The sequence below is a fragment of the Bradyrhizobium sp. HKCCYLS3070 genome, from assembly GCF_051167575.1.
Classification (GTDB): Bacteria; Pseudomonadota; Alphaproteobacteria; order Rhizobiales; family Xanthobacteraceae; genus Bradyrhizobium.
Genome location: NZ_JBNPTI010000006.1, coordinates 26061 through 41531 on the forward strand (window position 1 = coordinate 26061; position 15471 = coordinate 41531).

Below are 15471 nucleotides of genomic sequence, written 5' to 3' on the forward strand. Positions count from 1 at the left end.
ATTATATGTTTCGAATAATCAGAACTCAAGCTTGACTTTTTCTTCGGAATATCGGAAGATTTGGCCGTCGGGTGAGCCGGCGGATCCGGCGGCCCCGACCCAGAAGGAAGAGGCGAGAATGCAATCCACAGATTGGCCAGACCAGCATTCCAAGATGCTGTGCGAGCTTCATGCCCAGGGGCGGTCCTATGCCGAGATCGCGCGCGCCCTCAATGCGCAGTTCGGAACCGCCTATACGCGGAACGCGACGCTTGGCCGCGGCAAGCGGATCGGGCTGGCCGCGCCGGGCGGGCCGAAAGCCGCGCGATCCGCGCCCCGGTCGATGTCCGCGGCGCCCCGAACCGGACGGCGAGGCGCCGACGCGGCGGTGCGGCCGATGCCGTCCCCGGCGAAGCCCGCCGCGGCCGTCAAGCTGCGTTGCGTCGGCATCAGCCCGCGCCTGCTGTCCCTGGACCAGCTCGAGCGCAACGATTGCCGCTACCCCTATGGCGGCGACCGGGACGACGATCCCATCACCTTTTGTGGCCATCCGCGCCAGCCCGGCTCCTGCTACTGCACGCCGCATTACCATCTCACGCGGCTTCCGCCCGAGGAGGCCGCCGTGCGTCCCGCCGGCCCCTTGATCCTGCGGCTGGTTGCGGCTGCGTAGAGCGCGGCAAACCCGACCCGAACCGACCCCATCCATTTTCCGGAGACGAGACATGGCGCGCCCCAGACGCAGCAAGCCCCATCGCATGTCCAAGACCCACGACCGCAGAGCTCACGACCTGCCGCGAAATGCAGACGTGATTCCCGTGGAGATCGACGATCCGCTGGCGCTCGAGCCCGGTGATAAGATCGTCGCGTTGCGATCGGTCCGCAGCGACCCGCTCGGCCGGCTGCACGCGCATAAGCAGCTGGATGACGCCCAATACCGGGCCGGACGGGCGTTCCAGAATGATTGGGAGCGGGCCGAGCGGGGCCCGCAGGCGATCGATCCCTCGCGCGAGCACGTCGACGGCGCCCGTGGGCGTGAGCCGGTCACCGAAGGCCAGAGGCAGGCGGTGCTGCGGCTCAACCGCGCCGAGCGCGAGCTCGGCGCCGACGGGGCGGCGATCACCCATGACGTCCTGGTGCACGGCCTGACCATGGAGCGGATCGGACACAAGCGGGGGCTCGCCAGCCAGCGCTGGAATGATTATTTCGCCCGGCGCTTCAAGGAGTGCCTGGACCGGCTGGCCGTGGTCTACGGGTTGTCCACCGACAGGATCGCCAGGAAATGCGATGGGGCCGTGCGATCGGGCCGTCGGGGTGAGAGCTAACGGCCGGCACGACCGGCGCTCGTACCGTCGTCGACGGGTACGAGCGCCGGTCGGACAATCGTTTTCCCTCAGGGATGCGGCGTCACGACATAAGTGGTGCTGTAGGGCTCGACGCGCAGCGAGGCATGCGACAGCAAACCGATCTTGGCCGAAGGCGTCATCTGCAGCTCGCCGTTCGGGCCGCGATGAACGTTGTACTGCCAGGCTGAGAGGTCGCCTTTCTGCGCCAATGCGCGCGCAACGGCGCTGGCATCGTTCCCGCCGATCGTCGCCAACTCGTCGCTATTGAGACCGATGACGATCTCGTCCTTGACGGTCACCACCTTGAACAGGGAGGTCGCGCTGTCCCCGGCGCTCGCCATCGAAGCGGTGAGCGCCAGCGCGGCGACGGCGCTGAAGAATGGGCGTGTCAGTCTGGAAGGCATGAGGACTCCTGTTGCCGACGGCATGATGGACGGCGTCGGTGTGCAGCCATTGGTTCCCGACGGGGGGCCGTCGGTTCGAAGAAATCGATGCGGCGGTGGGCTGAACCAGGGGGCGTGACGTCGCGTCTAGGCACGATTGCGGAATGCGTACGTGCCGCCGGACGGCCGGGGTGGTCCCTGAGTTGACACAGGTCAAGCTGCACGCCCGGGCATGTTGTATTTGGGAACGAGTGAAGTGAAGGGTGATGCCATGTTCAGCGGGAAATATCGATCTCCTTCGGCCGGTGGAAAAATCGCGATTGCGGCCGTCGCGGCCATCGCCGTGGTGGCAAGCGCGCCGGCGTCAGCTCATGAGCGGGCGGCGGGTCCGGCCAACAAGCCGGTGGTCGCGACGGCGACAGCCGGCGATTTGACCGATCTCAGCGCTCGCCGGCGCTATCGCCGCGTCTACAGGGGCAATCCAGCCGCCGGCTTGGCCATCATGGGTGCAATGATCGGCACCATCGGCGCAATCGCCGCGCATCAGCACGACGACTATTATTACTATGGGCCCGGCTATTATCCCGGACCCGGCTATTACGGGCCGCCACGGGTGTACTACGCACCGCGGCCATATTATGTTCGTCCGTACTACGGGCCGCCCGGTTACTACTACAGTCCGTACTGACGTGACGCGGCGCTCCGTCCATGTTGCGGTGTCGGCTCAGAAGCCGCCGGCGCTGAAACGGAGCGGCTGCACGACGTCGTACGCCGCCTTGCTGATCGGGACCGCGTAGTCGACGGTAAGCGGTCCGAACGGTGATGCCCAGGTCATGCCGACGCCGACCGAGGAGCGCAGCACGTTCCTGTTCGCCACCTGGACATTCTGGGTCGGGCCGCGATAGCCGAACACGGTTCCGGCGTCGACGAAGGCCGATGCACGCAGGCCGTATTCCTGCGGCAATCCGGGAATGTTGCCCTGCAGCTCCGCCGTGGTCGCCCAAAACAGGCTGCCGCCGACATTGTCCATCGTCGATCCTGGCGTCAGATCGCGCGGCCCAAAGCCGCCCGGCGCGAAGCCGCGCACCATGGTGGGACCGCCGAAGAAGCTGTTGAGCAGCGGCGCCTGCTGGCCGCCCCATCCGGTGATATAGCCGCCTTGCGCGCGCACCATGCCGGTCAGGTCGCTGTTGATCGACCGATAATAGCGGACGTCGCCCGTGGTCCGTAAGAAGCGAACGTCGCCGCCGAGACCGGCGAGATCCTGCGTCAACTGCGAACGAATGCCGCTGGTCGGCACCTTGTTGTTGTCGAGCGAGCTGTAGGTGACGGTATTGCCGAGCGAGGACACCGTCTGCCGTCCGGCTGCGACCGCCTGGCGAACCGGCAGGGACACCGCCGCCGGCGAGATCCCCGGCGCGAGCACCACCCTTTGGTCGTAGAGCGAATAGCGCCACAGCATGGCAGTCTGCTCGCTGACCGGCATGCCCAGGGTGAGGGCACCGCCATAGGTGTTGCTGCCGAACGATTGGAATGTGCTGACCATGCTCTGTCGCGCGAACAGCTCCATGCCGGGTGTCGTTCGGCCGAGGGCGTAGGGCGAGGTGAAGGACAGGCTGGCGCCTCGCGCGAACTGCCCGTAGGTGAAAGTGGCCTGCGCAGTGTTGCCGGTGCCGAGTACGTTGCGGTCACCGATCTTCACCTCGGCGAGCAATCCGTCCGTGGACGAATAGCCGCCGGAGACGTTGAAGTCCCCGGTCGCCTGATCGACTGCCTCGACATCCAGCACCACGCGATCCCTGGCCGAGCCCGGCCGCGTCGAGATCTTGACGGTCTTGAAGTAGTTGAGGTTGCGCAGGCGACGTTCGGCGCGGTCGATCAGCGTCCGGTTGTAGGCGTCGCCCTCGCTGACGTCGAACTCGCGTCGAATCACGTCGTCATGCGTGCGCGTGTTGCCGTGGATCTCGATGCGCTCGACATAGCTGCGCCGTCCCTGCTCGATCTGGAAGGTGACGTCGGCCTGCCGATCCTGCGCATGCCGATCGATCCTGGGCTCGACCTGCGCAAACGGAAAGCCGAGCTTGCCAAGTTCGGCCGCCAGGACGTCCGAGGTCTTGTCGATCTTGCTCTGGTCGAAGGTGTCGCCCTGCTGCGTCAGCAACAATGTGCGCAGGCGGTCGCAGGCCAGCCCCTGCACGTTGCAGGAGACGTCGACTGCGGCGAATTTATAGAGGCCGCCTTCCTCGATCGCAAAGGTGAGGTTGTAGCCGCCATTTGCCGCGTCATAGTCGACGCTCACGTTCGTGACCTCGGCATCGGCGTAGCCGTGGTCACGGTAATATCGCCGCAGCAGCTCGCGGTCCTCGTTGACACGATCTGCGTCGTAGACGTTGCCCCCGGTCACGAAGCTCAGCACGTTGGTGGCCGAGGTCTTGATCACCGCGTGCAATTGTCGGGCGCCATAGGCGCGGTTGCCCGTGAAGTTGATCGCCCTGACCGGCGTCTTCCTGCCTTCGGTGATGGTGAAGACGAGATCGACGCGGTCGTTGCCGCGATCGATGATCTCCGGGACGACGCGGACGTCGTCGCGTCCCGCACGATGATACGCCTGGATGATGCGGGCGACGTCGCCCTGGACAGTTGCGCGTTGCAGGCCGGCTCGCGGCTTTGATAGCACCGCGCCCGTAAGCTCCGCATCCTTCACCTTCTTGTTACCTTCGAAGGCGACGCGATCGAGCACTTTTGCTTCCGAGACGCGGACCACGGTCCGTCCGTCGGCGCGGCTGATCTTCACGTCGTCGAACAGTCCGCTTGCAACCAGCGCCTTCAAGCCGGCGTCGAGCGCGGCGGCGTCGTAGCGCCCGTTGGCGTCAGCGCGAAAATAGGATCGCACGGTGTCGGCATCGACGCGCCGATTGCCCTGTACTGCAAGGGCTTCGCCCGCCACCGCCGGCGGCGCGGACGTCAGCACCGACAGCGTCGCAACGATCAATGCGACGTGTCGCGATCTGCTGTCTCCGCGGTGACGGCTGTTTTGGGTCAACATGCGCGCATCTGCCTGCTCGTCATGCCGGGATGCAAAAGCCGGTGGGCGGCCAAATCATGTCGAGGCCGTGGAGACTCGGGGGCCTGCGATCACGCCTGCGAAGGGTGGCCAGCAGGGAACTGGGCGCGGCCGCAGAATCGACGCAGAGTCGATTCAAACGACGTGCAGCATCGTCCTCATCCGTACGCGCCAGCAGATGCTGATGCGGCGAACGTTTGTCGGGAGCAGACCATGCGCGCGATCGCCTTGGCCCTCATCGCTTGCACTTTCGTTCAATCAGCCCTTGCTGCTGCGGTCGTCCCAGAGATCGACCCACGCGCGTCGCTCGGTGTCGTCCAGAATTGGATCTACAACTATCGCACCAAACCCGACTACGCCCATGTGCCGGCGGCGGTCCGGGTGCTGTTTCATTCGCAGACGTTCAAGGAGCCGGAGAACGCGGGCATCTATCTCGGCTTCATCGCGGGGGCGATCGGCTCCAATCCCGCCAAGGCCGAACAACTCGTCAACAGCTTCTTTCCCGTGCCTCCCGAGGAGGAGTGGGTGGTCGTGCGTGCCATCGCTTATTCGGGTCTGCCGGATTGGCGCAATCTCATGCGCAGGGTCGCGCCGAAGATGCCGGGCCGCCGCGTGATGATCGACGGCTATCTGAGCGGCGCACAGCCGACCTTGATGGACATCCCCTTGGAGGAAACGAAGCCTGGCGTGATGGACAAGCTGCGTGGCGCATTGACGCAGAATCCGTTCAAGAAGGAGGAGCGCAAGCTCGACACGCGGCTCAGCTACGCGACCCACCAGGATCTGCTCGACATCCTCTGGGGTTATTACTTCGCAACCGGCTCGCGCGTACCGATCCAGCGCATCGTGCAGATGCTGCCGTGGTCGAAGAGCCGCGACACGGTCGACAAGCTGACGATCGGCAGCATGGCGCGCTATACGCTTGCCAGCTATTCGGTGCGCGATGCCAGCCTGCGCGACTATCTCCGGGAGGAGCTGGCGCGGCAGTCGGGACCGGTCAAGGAGCCGCTCAGGGAGGTGGTTGAGGCCGCCGATACGGTGCAGCTCGGCGCCGTCCGCAAGGATGCCGTCGCCGCCGTCGAGGAGCTGAAGACCAGGGGCTCTGACGCCCGGCGCAACATGGATTTCTGGGGACAGCTCGGCGTCGGCGCCCTTGCGCTCGGTTGTGTCTCGGCCGCCGCGCTGGGGCAGGTCGCCGTCGGCATCCCTTGCGTGATCGGCGGCTCGGCCTCCCAGGGCCTGCTCTCGTTCTGGGAGAAGCAGCAATAGGCCCTCGGTGGCGCAGCGGCGGCGTTCGTTGGCGGCCGAGGGAAGGGGAGAGCCGGTGGAGTGGACCGGCGGGGCGTCTAGCCCTCAAGGTGCTCTTGCTGCGGAAGCGGCCCGATCGCGTGCCCGATATGCACACTCAAGAGTTGTTCGGCTTTTCGTTTCCTCTACGAAAAGTAGAAAAAGCAGTCAGCGCGCAGTCACTGCCGGCACGCCTATGAAGAAATCAGGACAGGCTGGCTTTCACTGCAGCCGGATAAACCGGCTCGCGGTGAACCTCCGCGCCAGATTCGTCGACGACGACGATGGACAGCCTGCGGTCGGTGATGCGCGGGTCGTGCCGGAGGCGCCGGGCCAAATCCCGGCTGTGCTCGATCGCCCCTGCACTCGTCGCAAATTCCAGGCCGGTCCGGTCTCTGGTCGGAATGCCATCCTTCATATCGAAATAATAAGTGCGCATGGTCTTCCTGCAGCCGCTGTGTCGCGGGAGTGGGCACGGATCCCGAGCGAGATCCGCAACCCATTCTTCCCCCCAAGCAAACTATAGAAGACCTCTAATGTGGAGGACAAGCTTACCGCTGCCGTAATCCCCCCGCCTCGTTCGGTAAACGACCGTTTCCACTGGTATCGTCAGCCAGAAACTGCCAGAAGGCTCAAATTGCGACGCCGAAATCAACCAACCGGTCAGTTCGGCTTGCTGCAAGAGTTGTTCGCTGGCATACTTTCAACCTCGTCGGGTTCCGCACGGTCGATTTCCAGGCGGGCCATCCTGAGGATCAGGGTCGCAGTCGTCAGACCGAGACTTTCAGCCTCGATTGCTGCAGTATCTACCTTGCGTGCAAGGCCTTCACGTTTGCTAAGGACTGGCATTACTGTTTCCTGCCAAAGGTGCGAGATGAAGAATTCAACATTCATCGCGGAGCTGCACACGAAGCTCGGAGCCCCATCGAGCGAAGCCTTGGAAAGCCTTCGTCTGCTGAAGGCATTCCTGAAGCTGGCTCCGGGCCAGCGCATCGAGGTGATCGAGATGGTCGAGCGGTTGACCGCGGAGTCCCTTTCGGAGACCGATCGCCCTCTGTCCTGAGCTCATCCCTCCCGACTACCCGCAATGGTTGCGGGAGGTCGCGTCGCAATCGCATAGATTGCATCATCCAGCGCTTCCGATTCGTGCAGCGTCCCGGCCGGCAGCAGAATCTTGTCGCCGGCCGTGCAGATGCGCTCGCCGCCTTCCCAACGAAACGTGAGTCGTCCCTGGATCACGACGAGGATTTCGTCGACGGGGTGGGTATGGAAGGCGTGAACCTTGCCGGCCGCATCGTGCTGCAGCTCGATGCAGCCCTGCGTCGGCAACAGCGCCAGGATGTCGGGATCGATCGCGAAGCTGGTCTTCGTTCCAGCGATGATCTGGGTCATGCGGCCTGCTCCTTGTCTGCAATGGACGATGGCTTGGTCTGCGCCAGCTTGTGGAAGGGACAGGCCGGCGGCGGCTGGTTGTCGTCGTAGAGGAAGTACTGTTTGAACTCCCGGCCCTCCGGATTGCCGTAGCGTCCGAGCTGGGGCGAAGGCGCCGTCGTGTCGAACGGGACCAGCCGTTTGCGCACCTCGCCGAAGGCCTTGGCGGCCGCCTCCTCCGTGCCGAGCATCCGTTCGAACACCCAGCGCGGCTGGAAGGTCAGCATGAATGCGCTCGAGCGGCGGCTTTGCCGCATCACATGCGCGGGCGTGCTGCAGACGACGAAGATCGGCTCACCGGCAAACGAAAACTCCCACATCGGATGATCGACGGTCTCGGGAATTTCGGCGGGCCACGGCTGGCTGTCGACGCGCGCCAGCTGATCGAGGATGTGCCAGAACTTCTTGTAGTAAGAGTTGATGGTCTGGACCGGGCGCGGGCGCGTGAACAGCACCAGCGAGGTGTTGGGTCCGTGCGAGCGGCTCTCCGAGACGAACAAGGCGAGCTGCTGGCCGAGCACGTCGATGTCGATGGGGTCGAGAAACAGATAACGAAGCTGATCGTGACGATAGCCCGCGACGCCGAATACGCACGGAAAGGGTCTTGCTTCGCTGCTCATCTGAGCCTCGAATTCCGAAAACAGGACACTTTGCCAGGTGCCGGCCTGATGGCCGGATCGGGCTTCGTCCCTTCTCAAATACAAACGCGACATACTGACCCTCTCTGTTCTTATGCTTAAGTACGAAGTATCAATTTGCGCCTCATCATCAGCGGCCCAAGGAGTCCAGGAAGCGACATCAGAACGAGAATTTCGATCAGGGCTGCGTAGCCGGAATCGCTGGCGGCACTGCGCAGGCTTGATCCGATGTCGGGGTTGAGGCCGCTCGCACTCACCATGGCAAAGGCGATCACCGGCTGAGCCAGTCCGGCAAAAATGCCGGCGGCCGTCGTATTGATCGATGCGCCGACGCCGATGCGCTCCGCCGTGTAGAGATGCTTGGTGCTTTTCAGGATCAGCGGCACGGTGCCCCCGGCCACCAGACCGAGCACGGCGAACACCGCGCCGACATAGAAGAAGCCGAAGCTGTGCGCCAGTGCCGGCAACAGCATCACGACGAGCAGCATGCGCAGCAAGGTGATGGAGATCAGAGCTGCATTGAGCGACTGCATCCGGTCCGCGGCATGGCCGAGAAAGACCGATCCGATGGCGTTGCCGACCATGAAAGCGAGCAGGGGACCGCCGGCCGCCGAAGGCGAGATGCCGAAATAATGCGCGACCATCGGGATGCCCCATACCCCGGCGAGCGTGGTCACGACCGCGAAATGGGCAGCGAAGCTCATGGCGCAGCCCCAGGTCGCGGCCGATCCGAGCGCATGCCAGCTTGTGACCAGGACGCTCTTCAGCGTCCGGCTGGTGTAGTTCGCCGGTGCCGATTTCAAGGTCGCGAACGCGCAGGCAAAGTTCACGACGCCGACGCAGGCGATGAAGAGAAAACAGGCGCGCCAGCCGAAGCCGCTGACCGCAGCGGCGAGCGGGGTCGTGGCGAGGACGCCGCCGACATAGCCCGACACCTGGGAGATGCCGGACATCAGGCCGAAACGCTGGTCGGAAAAGCTCTGCGCGACGAGCTTCAGCAGCGCCGTGAACACCAGCGCGTCGCCGCAGGCCACGACCACGCGCGCGACGAAGACGTCGAGCAGGGTGGGCGACAGGGCGAAGGCGGCACTGCCGAGCACCGACGCCGTCATGCTGCACAGCACGACGCGCTTCACACCGTAGCGGTCGACCAGAACGCCCGCGGGGATCTGCATCAAGGTGTAGCCCCAGAAGTAGCTGGAGGCGAGCATCGCGACGCCGGAGGCGTCGGTGCCGAAGTCGCGCATGAAGTCGAGGCCCACGGTCTGCGGCGACATCCGCTGCAGGAAGGCGACGGCGTAGGCGAGCGCGACCGTACCCCACGCAACATAGGCGCGATCGAAGAACCGGAGCGGAGAGGATGCGACCGCTTGTTGTCCGAGCGCCGCCATCACACCCTCGCATAGCCGACGGAGAACAGGGCGTCGGCGGAATCCGGGATGATCCGCGACATCGCGGTCTCAACCAGCGAGGCCCTGCCGTGATAGTCCTGCCTGATGTGCTGGATGTGTCCGTAGGCGCCGCGCATGATCATGCGGGGCACCTCGAGCGGTTTGCCCGGATAGATCGTCGCGCACATCTCGACGCAGGCGGCCTGCAACTCGGCATCCGCCGTCTCATCGAGCAGCGACGGCGCGACTCTCTCGCAGATCTTGGCGTTGGCAGCCCACACGATCGGGTTGCGCGTACGCCATCCGTAAAGAATTTCTTCGCCGGGTGTGGCCGAGCCGGGATGCTTGAGGATCTGCGACGTAAAGAACCCATACAGGCCACGACCCTGATGTGCGGGTAATACTTCGGTCCCACTGCGATAAATGGCCGGCCGCTGCGCGATGGTCATCACGCGATAGACCGAGAACGCGACCAGTCCGACGTGATCGTAGACCAGAACGAGGCCGTATTTGCCGTTGAATGGCGACGAGGCCGCGGTCCAATGCGGTTCGATTGCTTTCCAGTTAATGGCAATGATCGAATTCATCGCATCCATGATCGGCTGCCGATCAGACAGCTCGATCTCCGACGCGTCGGAAAAGCTGTAGACGGTGTAGTCGTCCCAGGGCGAGGCGATGGTCCTGTATCGACCGTCCAAATTGCGCGACATCGCGTGAACTCCACCACTGCAAGGTCGAGCTATACAGGCGGTCCTCCGATGGCTTAAAGGACAATATGCCCTCGAATTCTGCCAACTCTCCCCGGCGTGCTGCGGTGCGTCGAGATAGTGCCGAAAGGCGGCTGGCCATCTTTGCCTTTCCCGGAGTGACGTTGCTCGACGTTTCCGGCCCGGCGCAGGTGTTCGCCGAACTCAGCGAGATCGAGCTGCCGGGGCCGGGCTATGCGCTGAGCTACGTGTCCAAGGAGGGCGGACTGGTGCCGACCGATGTCGGCCTGATGATCGACACTGCGCCACTCTCGTCCCTGAAGCCTGAGGAGGTCGATACGCTGCTGATCCCGGGGGGGCCTGGCATCTGGAAGCTGCGGCAGGACGAGACGGTGATGCAGTGGATCGGCCAGGTGCTCCCCGGTGCCCGGCGCATCGCATCCGTCTGCCTGGGCGCCTTTGCGCTGGCATGGGTCGGCGCGCTGGAGGGCAGGCGGGCCGCGACACATTGGCGCTACTGCCCCCGTCTGCAGGACAGTTTTCCGAACGTGAAGGTCGAGCCCGACGCGATCTTTGTGCAGGATGGCCGGGTCTGGTCATCCGCAGGCGTGAGCGCCGGCATCGATCTCGCGCTGGCGATGATCGAGGAGGATTTCGGCCATACGATCGCGCTCGACGTGGCGCGCCGGCTCGTCGTCTTTCTGAAACGTCCTGGTGGCCAGAGTCAGTTTTCGACCGTCCTGGCGGCGCAGGCGTCCGACGTCGAGGGTCGGTTCAGTGCGCTGCATGCCTGGATCATCGAGAACATCGCCAGCGACTTGCGGGTCGAGGCGCTGGCCGCGCGAGCCGGCATGACGCCGCGCACCTTTGCGCGCACCTATGTCAGCCGCACCGGCATGACCCCGGCACAGGGAGTCGAGGCGCTCAGGGTCGAGACGGCGCGCCTCCTACTCGAAAGCCGCCAGATCGAAAACGTGGTCGAAATCGCCAAACGGGCGGGCTTTGGCGACGACGAGCGCATGCGGCGGGCGTTCCTGCGGCATCTCGGCGTGTCGCCGTCGGAGTATCGGCGCCGCTTCTCGGGCTGAGCGGCGCTTGCCGCAACCGGGGCTGACAAGATCCGCCGGACTCGGCGCCCTTTCCTTTGCTTTCGGGTCAATCCCGCCGCTCGCTTTGAGGCCGGTGCGGCCATGCCTTATGCGAGCGCTCAAAGCCTTCCGTAAAAGGCCACGTGTATAATGCTGAAAATTTGCAGATCCGCCTCCGCCGAGGGGAAAGGCCAATGACCAACATCGTTCCCTTTCGCACGAGGACACTCTCTCCTGAGGCCGCCTTTGCGAGCGCTGAGCAGAAGGCGGTGGTTGTGGTGGCCGGTGCTGGCCTCATGGACACCGTGCGAGTCGGTGCATTCAGCGTCAGGGAGGATGCGAGAAAAACTGTCCTCCTCCTCGATCTTGCCCTGCAGCATGCGCGAGAGCTCTCGGGCCTGTTGCGGACGAGCGCGCGCGACGGATCTATGATCGTCACCTCGCTTCGATCGAATACGCTTTGCAGATTGCGCGTCAACGTATAGCCGCATTCTGACAGCCGCTGGCGGCTTTCCTCCGCATCCATTTGTACGGCGACGCAGGGAGTCGGATGTGGTAGTTGGATCTGTCGTGGAGGAAGCAACGATGACCCAAACCAAACTGGAAGTGCCCGCTGAACTGCGGGACCTGGCCGAAAAGACCATCTCGCAGGCTGAAAAAGCATTCGAGATGTTCTTCGACGCAGCCGGCAAGTCGATCGGCACAGTTCCCGGGCCTGCCGCCGACATGTCCAAGCAGGCGCTCACTCTTACCGAGCAGAACATCAAGACGGCCTTCGAGCACGCTCGAAAGCTCGTTCACGCCACCGAGCTCGAGGAGGCGATGCGGATCCAGTCCGAGTTCCTGCGCAGCCAGTTCACCAACGCCGGTGAACACATGAAGACGATCACGGCGAGCATCATGTCGGCCGCGAGCAAGGCGACCGAGCCCAAGAGCTGAAGCGCGAGCCTCGCCGTCGCAGGAGCGACGGTCTGCATGGACGGAACTCGGCGGCAGTGCTGCCGCCGAATGGATGCGAGCGGACGAGACGGGCGAAAGAGCCCAGCCCTATTTTCGCAGGCTGCCGATATAGGCGGCGATGTCGGCTGCCTCCAGCCGGTTGAGCGGGAAGCTTGGCATCTTCGGATGCGGGTCGAGCAGGAAAAACGCGACCTTCTCCGGCGTGAAATCCGTTCTCTGAGCAATCTGGGCGAAGGAGGGAACGTCCGCGCTGGCCTGCTTCTGCGTCCCCTCGATGAGGTGGCACGAGGCGCACCAGCGACGGGCCAGATCTCCGCCGTGATCCGGATCGGCGGCCCAGGCCGGTGTCGATGCCGCAGCCGCGATCGCGATCGCCATAACTCTCATCACCGAGGCGTGCATCAAGGAACTCCTGATCTTTGTCTGTTGGGTGGTGGCATACCTCGCCGGAGTGACGGCGGGTGGCTCACGAAGGAATGTTTCGCCCCGGAGAGGAGCGTCTTGGCGGCTCCGTCTCGCAGGCACGCGCGGCACGTCGATGAATCTCGACGTCAATTACAGCATGATTTGGGAAAGTGGGACAGGTCGATCCGGCTGACGATTGCCTTCAGGAGCGCGGTCGCGCGGCGCAGCCAAGACATATCGGCCGGGCGAGACACGTCGGTCGAGGCGGTGATCGTCAACTCTTCCGCAACGTAGGACATGTCGAGCCCTCCCTGTCGCTCAGCATCTTTCCGCTCAGCCTGTTGACGAGATGCGTACCGCCACATGCTGGGCATGCGGCCGCCTCATAGGCATCGAACTGGTCGGCAAGAACCGGTGCGGCCAAGTCGATCTGAACGTTCGATCCCGTCTGGGAGCAGCGAAAAACGAGAGTTTCCATCATCTGAACATGACAAATGCCGGCATCGATGCCTTGATCTGTCTCAACAGACGATGAGGCGACCGGCGCGTGCCGGACTGCCGGAGGACAGAATGTCAGGTCAGGCTATGCGATGCGGCCTTCGCCCTGCCGATCCGTTCGGCAACGTTTACCGTGGACACGGAACCCGTCTGGGCCGCACGGAGGGCCGCATCGATCTTCGACTTCACGCGCCGCGCTGCGAGCGCAGCGAGTCTGGTCTGGGTGCGTCCGGTCTTGATCTGATCGCCAAACTCGTACCGCCATTCCCAAATGTCCGGTTCAGCAGTCGCCACGACGGTATATTGAACACCTCGGTGGATCACGGAACCCCCCCTGTCAACACTTCCACTCAAAGTCAATGTCTAACCAATCTACAATCAATCCGGGCAAATACGGGACTGGAACAATTGCCAGCTCCGCGGTGGTTAGAGGGTTAACACCACCATGCCGACAATGTTCCGCAGGTGCCCGGCTTCCGTGCACACTTTTCCGGTGCGGATATCGGCCGTGCACAATCGGCGGAAATCGCGGGGCAGCCTGAAGACGCAGACGGGGGCTGCGTTCAAGGGCCCGAAATCTGCCAGAAGGGCGGACGACGCGTGTGGCGGATTCGAGTTCCGATCGATGGCCGGCAGGAGATATCAAGGCACGACATGCCGGAGTCGATGTTAGTCCGCCATCCCGAGACGAGGTCCATCTTGCTTGCCGATGATCAAGAGCTGGCGAAGACAGATAGCGTGGCAGCCGGCAACGGCAACCGAGGTCGTGACCTCCGGGTCGACGCGTTCCGGGGGCTCGCCCTTTGGTTCATCTTCATCGATCATGTTCCGGACAATTCGCTGGCGTGGCTGACGCTGCGCAACTACGGCTTCAGCGACACCTCCGAGGTGTTCGTCTTCGTCTCCGGCTACACCTGCATGCTCGCCTATGGCGGAGCGCTGCCGAAGCAGGGCTGGGCGACCACGGTGGTGCGGGCGCTGCGGCGCGCCTGGGAGATCTATGCGGCGTTCCTGGTGCTGCTGCTCGCCTATGCGGCGCTGGTCTGGGTGATCGGCGGCGGCACGCGCTTCGTCGACGAGACCAACACCGGCTTCTTCTTTCGCGAGCCCGGGCCCACGCTGGTGCATGTGGCGCTGCTGCAATTCGCGCCCGTCAACACCGACATCCTGCTGACGTTCGCAATCCTGCACATCTGCTTTCCCGTCATCCTGTGGCTGATGATCACCAGCGCGACGTTGACGCTGGTGCTTTCATTCCTGCTCTACATGATGGTTCAGCTGTTCAGCTGGCAGGTGCCGGCATGGCCGAGCGGCGAACTGTATTTCAATCCGTTCGCCTGGCAGTTCCTGTTCGTGATCGGCGCCTGGTACGGCTGTGCCGGCACCACGCGCCTGCGTCCGCTCCTCGACTCGCGAGCGCTGTTGATCGTGGCGATCACCTATCTCGCGTTCAGCCTGTTGATGGCGCTCAGCTGGGAGTTCAAGAGTCTCGAGAACCTGATCCCGTCGGCCATCAACGGCCTGATCTATCCGATCTACAAGAGCCACCTGGCGCCGGTGCGGCTCTTGCACTTCCTGGCGCTTGCCTTCGTGGTGTCGCGGCTGGCGCCGCGGGACTGGAAGGGGCCGATTCGTCCGCTGATGACGGCCATGATCAGGTGCGGCGAGAACTCGCTCCCGATCTATTGCCAGGGTGTGCTGCTGGCCTTCCTCGGCCAGGTCATTCTGACCGACGTGGCGAGCGGGTTGGCGATGCAGCTGCTGATCAGTGTCGCCGGGATCGCGATCATGACCATCGCGGCCACGCTGCTGACATGGGAATCACAGCTCGACCGGCGCGGGCCGCGGCTGTTCTGACCACCGCTCCTCAACGCCGGCGTGCGACGGTGACCCCGAGCAGGAAGGCGACGAACAGGCTCGCGAGCGGCACCTCGCGGGTGATCGCGCTGATGGTCGACAGGGCGGTCCCCGGCCGCCGCGCGGCCCTTGCCGCTTCGCTCAGTCGGTCGACGGCCGCTCCCAGCGTGCCCACCACCTCGCCGAGTGTGTGTGACATGTCCGTCGCGGTGTCGAGCGCGCGTTCGGCAACGCCCGGCTGTGGAGGTGTTTCGAACGTTTCGCTGTTCACTGTCGTTGCCTTCTTGCCGCGGCTCGTCGGATTGGCACCCCCGTGCCGACGCGATTCGGCCGAGGGCGAATGTAATGCTCCTGAAAATGCCGGCTGATGCGATTGGTTCCCATGGACCGAGACGTCGCTGGCGAAGCATGCGGTGCAAAATCGCGCTACGCTGGGCGAC

The 15471-nt window shown here is 63.9% G+C and carries 20 protein-coding genes; 9 read left to right on the plus strand and 11 right to left on the minus strand.

All coding sequences use genetic code 11. The annotated features are described in order from the left end of the window. The first annotated feature begins 118 nt into the window (after positions 1-118). Positions 119-649 (plus strand): GcrA family cell cycle regulator, encoded by a 531-nt coding sequence (locus tag ACQR03_RS20025; RefSeq protein WP_434841787.1) that lies wholly within the window; start codon positions 119-121, stop codon positions 647-649. Between the two features lie 52 nt (positions 650-701). Next, positions 702-1301, plus strand: a complete 600-nt coding sequence (locus ACQR03_RS20030; RefSeq protein WP_316195814.1) for a DUF6456 domain-containing protein — start codon at positions 702-704, stop codon at positions 1299-1301. Positions 1302-1369: 68 nt separating this feature from the next. Here ACQR03_RS20030 and ACQR03_RS20035 read toward each other — a convergent pair whose 3' ends face one another. After that, positions 1370-1726 carry a hypothetical protein gene (locus ACQR03_RS20035; RefSeq protein ID WP_434841788.1) on the minus strand — a complete coding sequence of 119 codons (357 nt, stop codon included), beginning with the start codon at positions 1724-1726 and terminating at the stop codon, positions 1370-1372. 250 nt (positions 1727-1976) lie between these two features. On the opposite strand from ACQR03_RS20035, the gene ACQR03_RS20040 reads away from it, so the two are divergent. Continuing rightward, positions 1977-2393 (plus strand): hypothetical protein, encoded by a 417-nt coding sequence (locus ACQR03_RS20040; RefSeq protein ID WP_316166112.1) that lies wholly within the window; start codon positions 1977-1979, stop codon positions 2391-2393. Positions 2394-2429: 36 nt separating this feature from the next. On the opposite strand, the gene bamA is transcribed toward ACQR03_RS20040, so the two are convergent. Next, complete coding sequence (bamA, locus tag ACQR03_RS20045) at positions 2430-4751, minus strand: outer membrane protein assembly factor BamA (RefSeq protein ID WP_315825141.1); 2322 nt, start codon at positions 4749-4751, stop codon at positions 2430-2432. Between the two features lie 231 nt (positions 4752-4982). On the opposite strand from bamA, the gene ACQR03_RS20050 reads away from it, so the two are divergent. Continuing rightward, positions 4983-6038 (plus strand): hypothetical protein, encoded by a 1056-nt coding sequence (locus ACQR03_RS20050; RefSeq protein WP_315825140.1) that lies wholly within the window; start codon positions 4983-4985, stop codon positions 6036-6038. 223 nt (positions 6039-6261) lie between these two features. Here the strand turns inward: ACQR03_RS20050 and ACQR03_RS20055 are convergent, their stop codons facing one another. After that, complete coding sequence (locus ACQR03_RS20055) at positions 6262-6495, minus strand: DUF6894 family protein (RefSeq protein ID WP_315712992.1); 234 nt, start codon at positions 6493-6495, stop codon at positions 6262-6264. 224 nt (positions 6496-6719) lie between these two features. After that, positions 6720-6950, minus strand: a complete 231-nt coding sequence (locus ACQR03_RS20060) for a hypothetical protein (RefSeq protein WP_315712990.1) — start codon at positions 6948-6950, stop codon at positions 6720-6722. Between ACQR03_RS20060 and ACQR03_RS20065 the strand changes: the two genes are divergently transcribed. Then, positions 6931-7119, plus strand: a complete 189-nt coding sequence (locus ACQR03_RS20065) for a hypothetical protein (protein ID WP_315753481.1) — start codon at positions 6931-6933, stop codon at positions 7117-7119. The two genes, ACQR03_RS20060 and ACQR03_RS20065, sit on opposite strands and share 20 nt — an antisense overlap. A gap of 2 nt (positions 7120-7121) precedes the next feature. Here ACQR03_RS20065 and ACQR03_RS20070 read toward each other — a convergent pair whose 3' ends face one another. From ACQR03_RS20070 to ACQR03_RS20085, 4 genes are all read right to left on the minus strand, one after another. Further along, positions 7122-7448: a cupin domain-containing protein gene (locus tag ACQR03_RS20070; protein WP_315753483.1), complete on the minus strand. Its 327-nt coding sequence runs from the start codon at positions 7446-7448 to the stop codon at positions 7122-7124. Further along, positions 7445-8107, minus strand: coding sequence for a YqcI/YcgG family protein (locus ACQR03_RS20075; RefSeq protein WP_409977957.1), 663 nt, complete (start codon positions 8105-8107; stop codon positions 7445-7447). Before ACQR03_RS20075 ends, ACQR03_RS20070 begins: the two co-directional genes overlap by 4 nt. Positions 8108-8223: 116 nt before the next feature. Beyond that, on the minus strand, positions 8224-9516 hold the full coding sequence (locus ACQR03_RS20080; RefSeq protein ID WP_316201805.1) for an MFS transporter: 1293 nt from the start codon (positions 9514-9516) through the stop codon (positions 8224-8226). Continuing rightward, positions 9516-10112 carry a hypothetical protein gene (locus tag ACQR03_RS20085; protein ID WP_434841789.1) on the minus strand — a complete coding sequence of 199 codons (597 nt, stop codon included), beginning with the start codon at positions 10110-10112 and terminating at the stop codon, positions 9516-9518. The genes ACQR03_RS20080 and ACQR03_RS20085 overlap by 1 nt, the downstream gene beginning before the upstream one ends. 179 nt (positions 10113-10291) lie before the next feature. Here ACQR03_RS20085 and ACQR03_RS20090 point away from each other — a divergent pair, with 179 nt between their 5' ends. The 3 genes from ACQR03_RS20090 (at position 10292) to ACQR03_RS20100 (ending at position 12250) form a co-directional block, all read left to right on the plus strand. After that, positions 10292-11311, plus strand: coding sequence for a GlxA family transcriptional regulator (locus ACQR03_RS20090; protein WP_315712978.1), 1020 nt, complete (start codon positions 10292-10294; stop codon positions 11309-11311). 194 nt (positions 11312-11505) lie between these two features. Then, complete coding sequence (locus tag ACQR03_RS20095) at positions 11506-11796, plus strand: hypothetical protein (protein WP_315712976.1); 291 nt, start codon at positions 11506-11508, stop codon at positions 11794-11796. Positions 11797-11896: 100 nt separating this feature from the next. Further along, a complete protein-coding gene (locus ACQR03_RS20100; RefSeq protein WP_315713636.1) occupies positions 11897-12250 on the plus strand; it encodes a phasin in 354 nt (117 codons plus the stop codon). Between the two features lie 108 nt (positions 12251-12358). On the opposite strand, the gene ACQR03_RS20105 is transcribed toward ACQR03_RS20100, so the two are convergent. Both ACQR03_RS20105 and ACQR03_RS20110 read right to left on the minus strand, forming a co-directional pair. Beyond that, positions 12359-12673, minus strand: coding sequence for a c-type cytochrome (locus ACQR03_RS20105; protein WP_315712974.1), 315 nt, complete (start codon positions 12671-12673; stop codon positions 12359-12361). A 149-nt stretch (positions 12674-12822) separates the two neighbouring features. Then, the gene (locus tag ACQR03_RS20110; RefSeq protein WP_315712972.1) at positions 12823-12975 is read right to left on the minus strand and encodes a hypothetical protein; all 153 of its coding nucleotides are present in this window, start codon (positions 12973-12975) and stop codon (positions 12823-12825) included. Positions 12976-13840: 865 nt separating this feature from the next. Here ACQR03_RS20110 and ACQR03_RS20115 point away from each other — a divergent pair. Further along, positions 13841-15031, plus strand: a complete 1191-nt coding sequence (locus ACQR03_RS20115) for an OpgC domain-containing protein (RefSeq protein ID WP_410051240.1) — start codon at positions 13841-13843, stop codon at positions 15029-15031. 10 nt (positions 15032-15041) lie between these two features. Here ACQR03_RS20115 and ACQR03_RS20120 read toward each other — a convergent pair whose 3' ends face one another. Further along, a complete protein-coding gene (locus tag ACQR03_RS20120; RefSeq protein WP_434841790.1) occupies positions 15042-15302 on the minus strand; it encodes a hypothetical protein in 261 nt (86 codons plus the stop codon). Positions 15303-15471 lie beyond the last annotated feature (169 nt).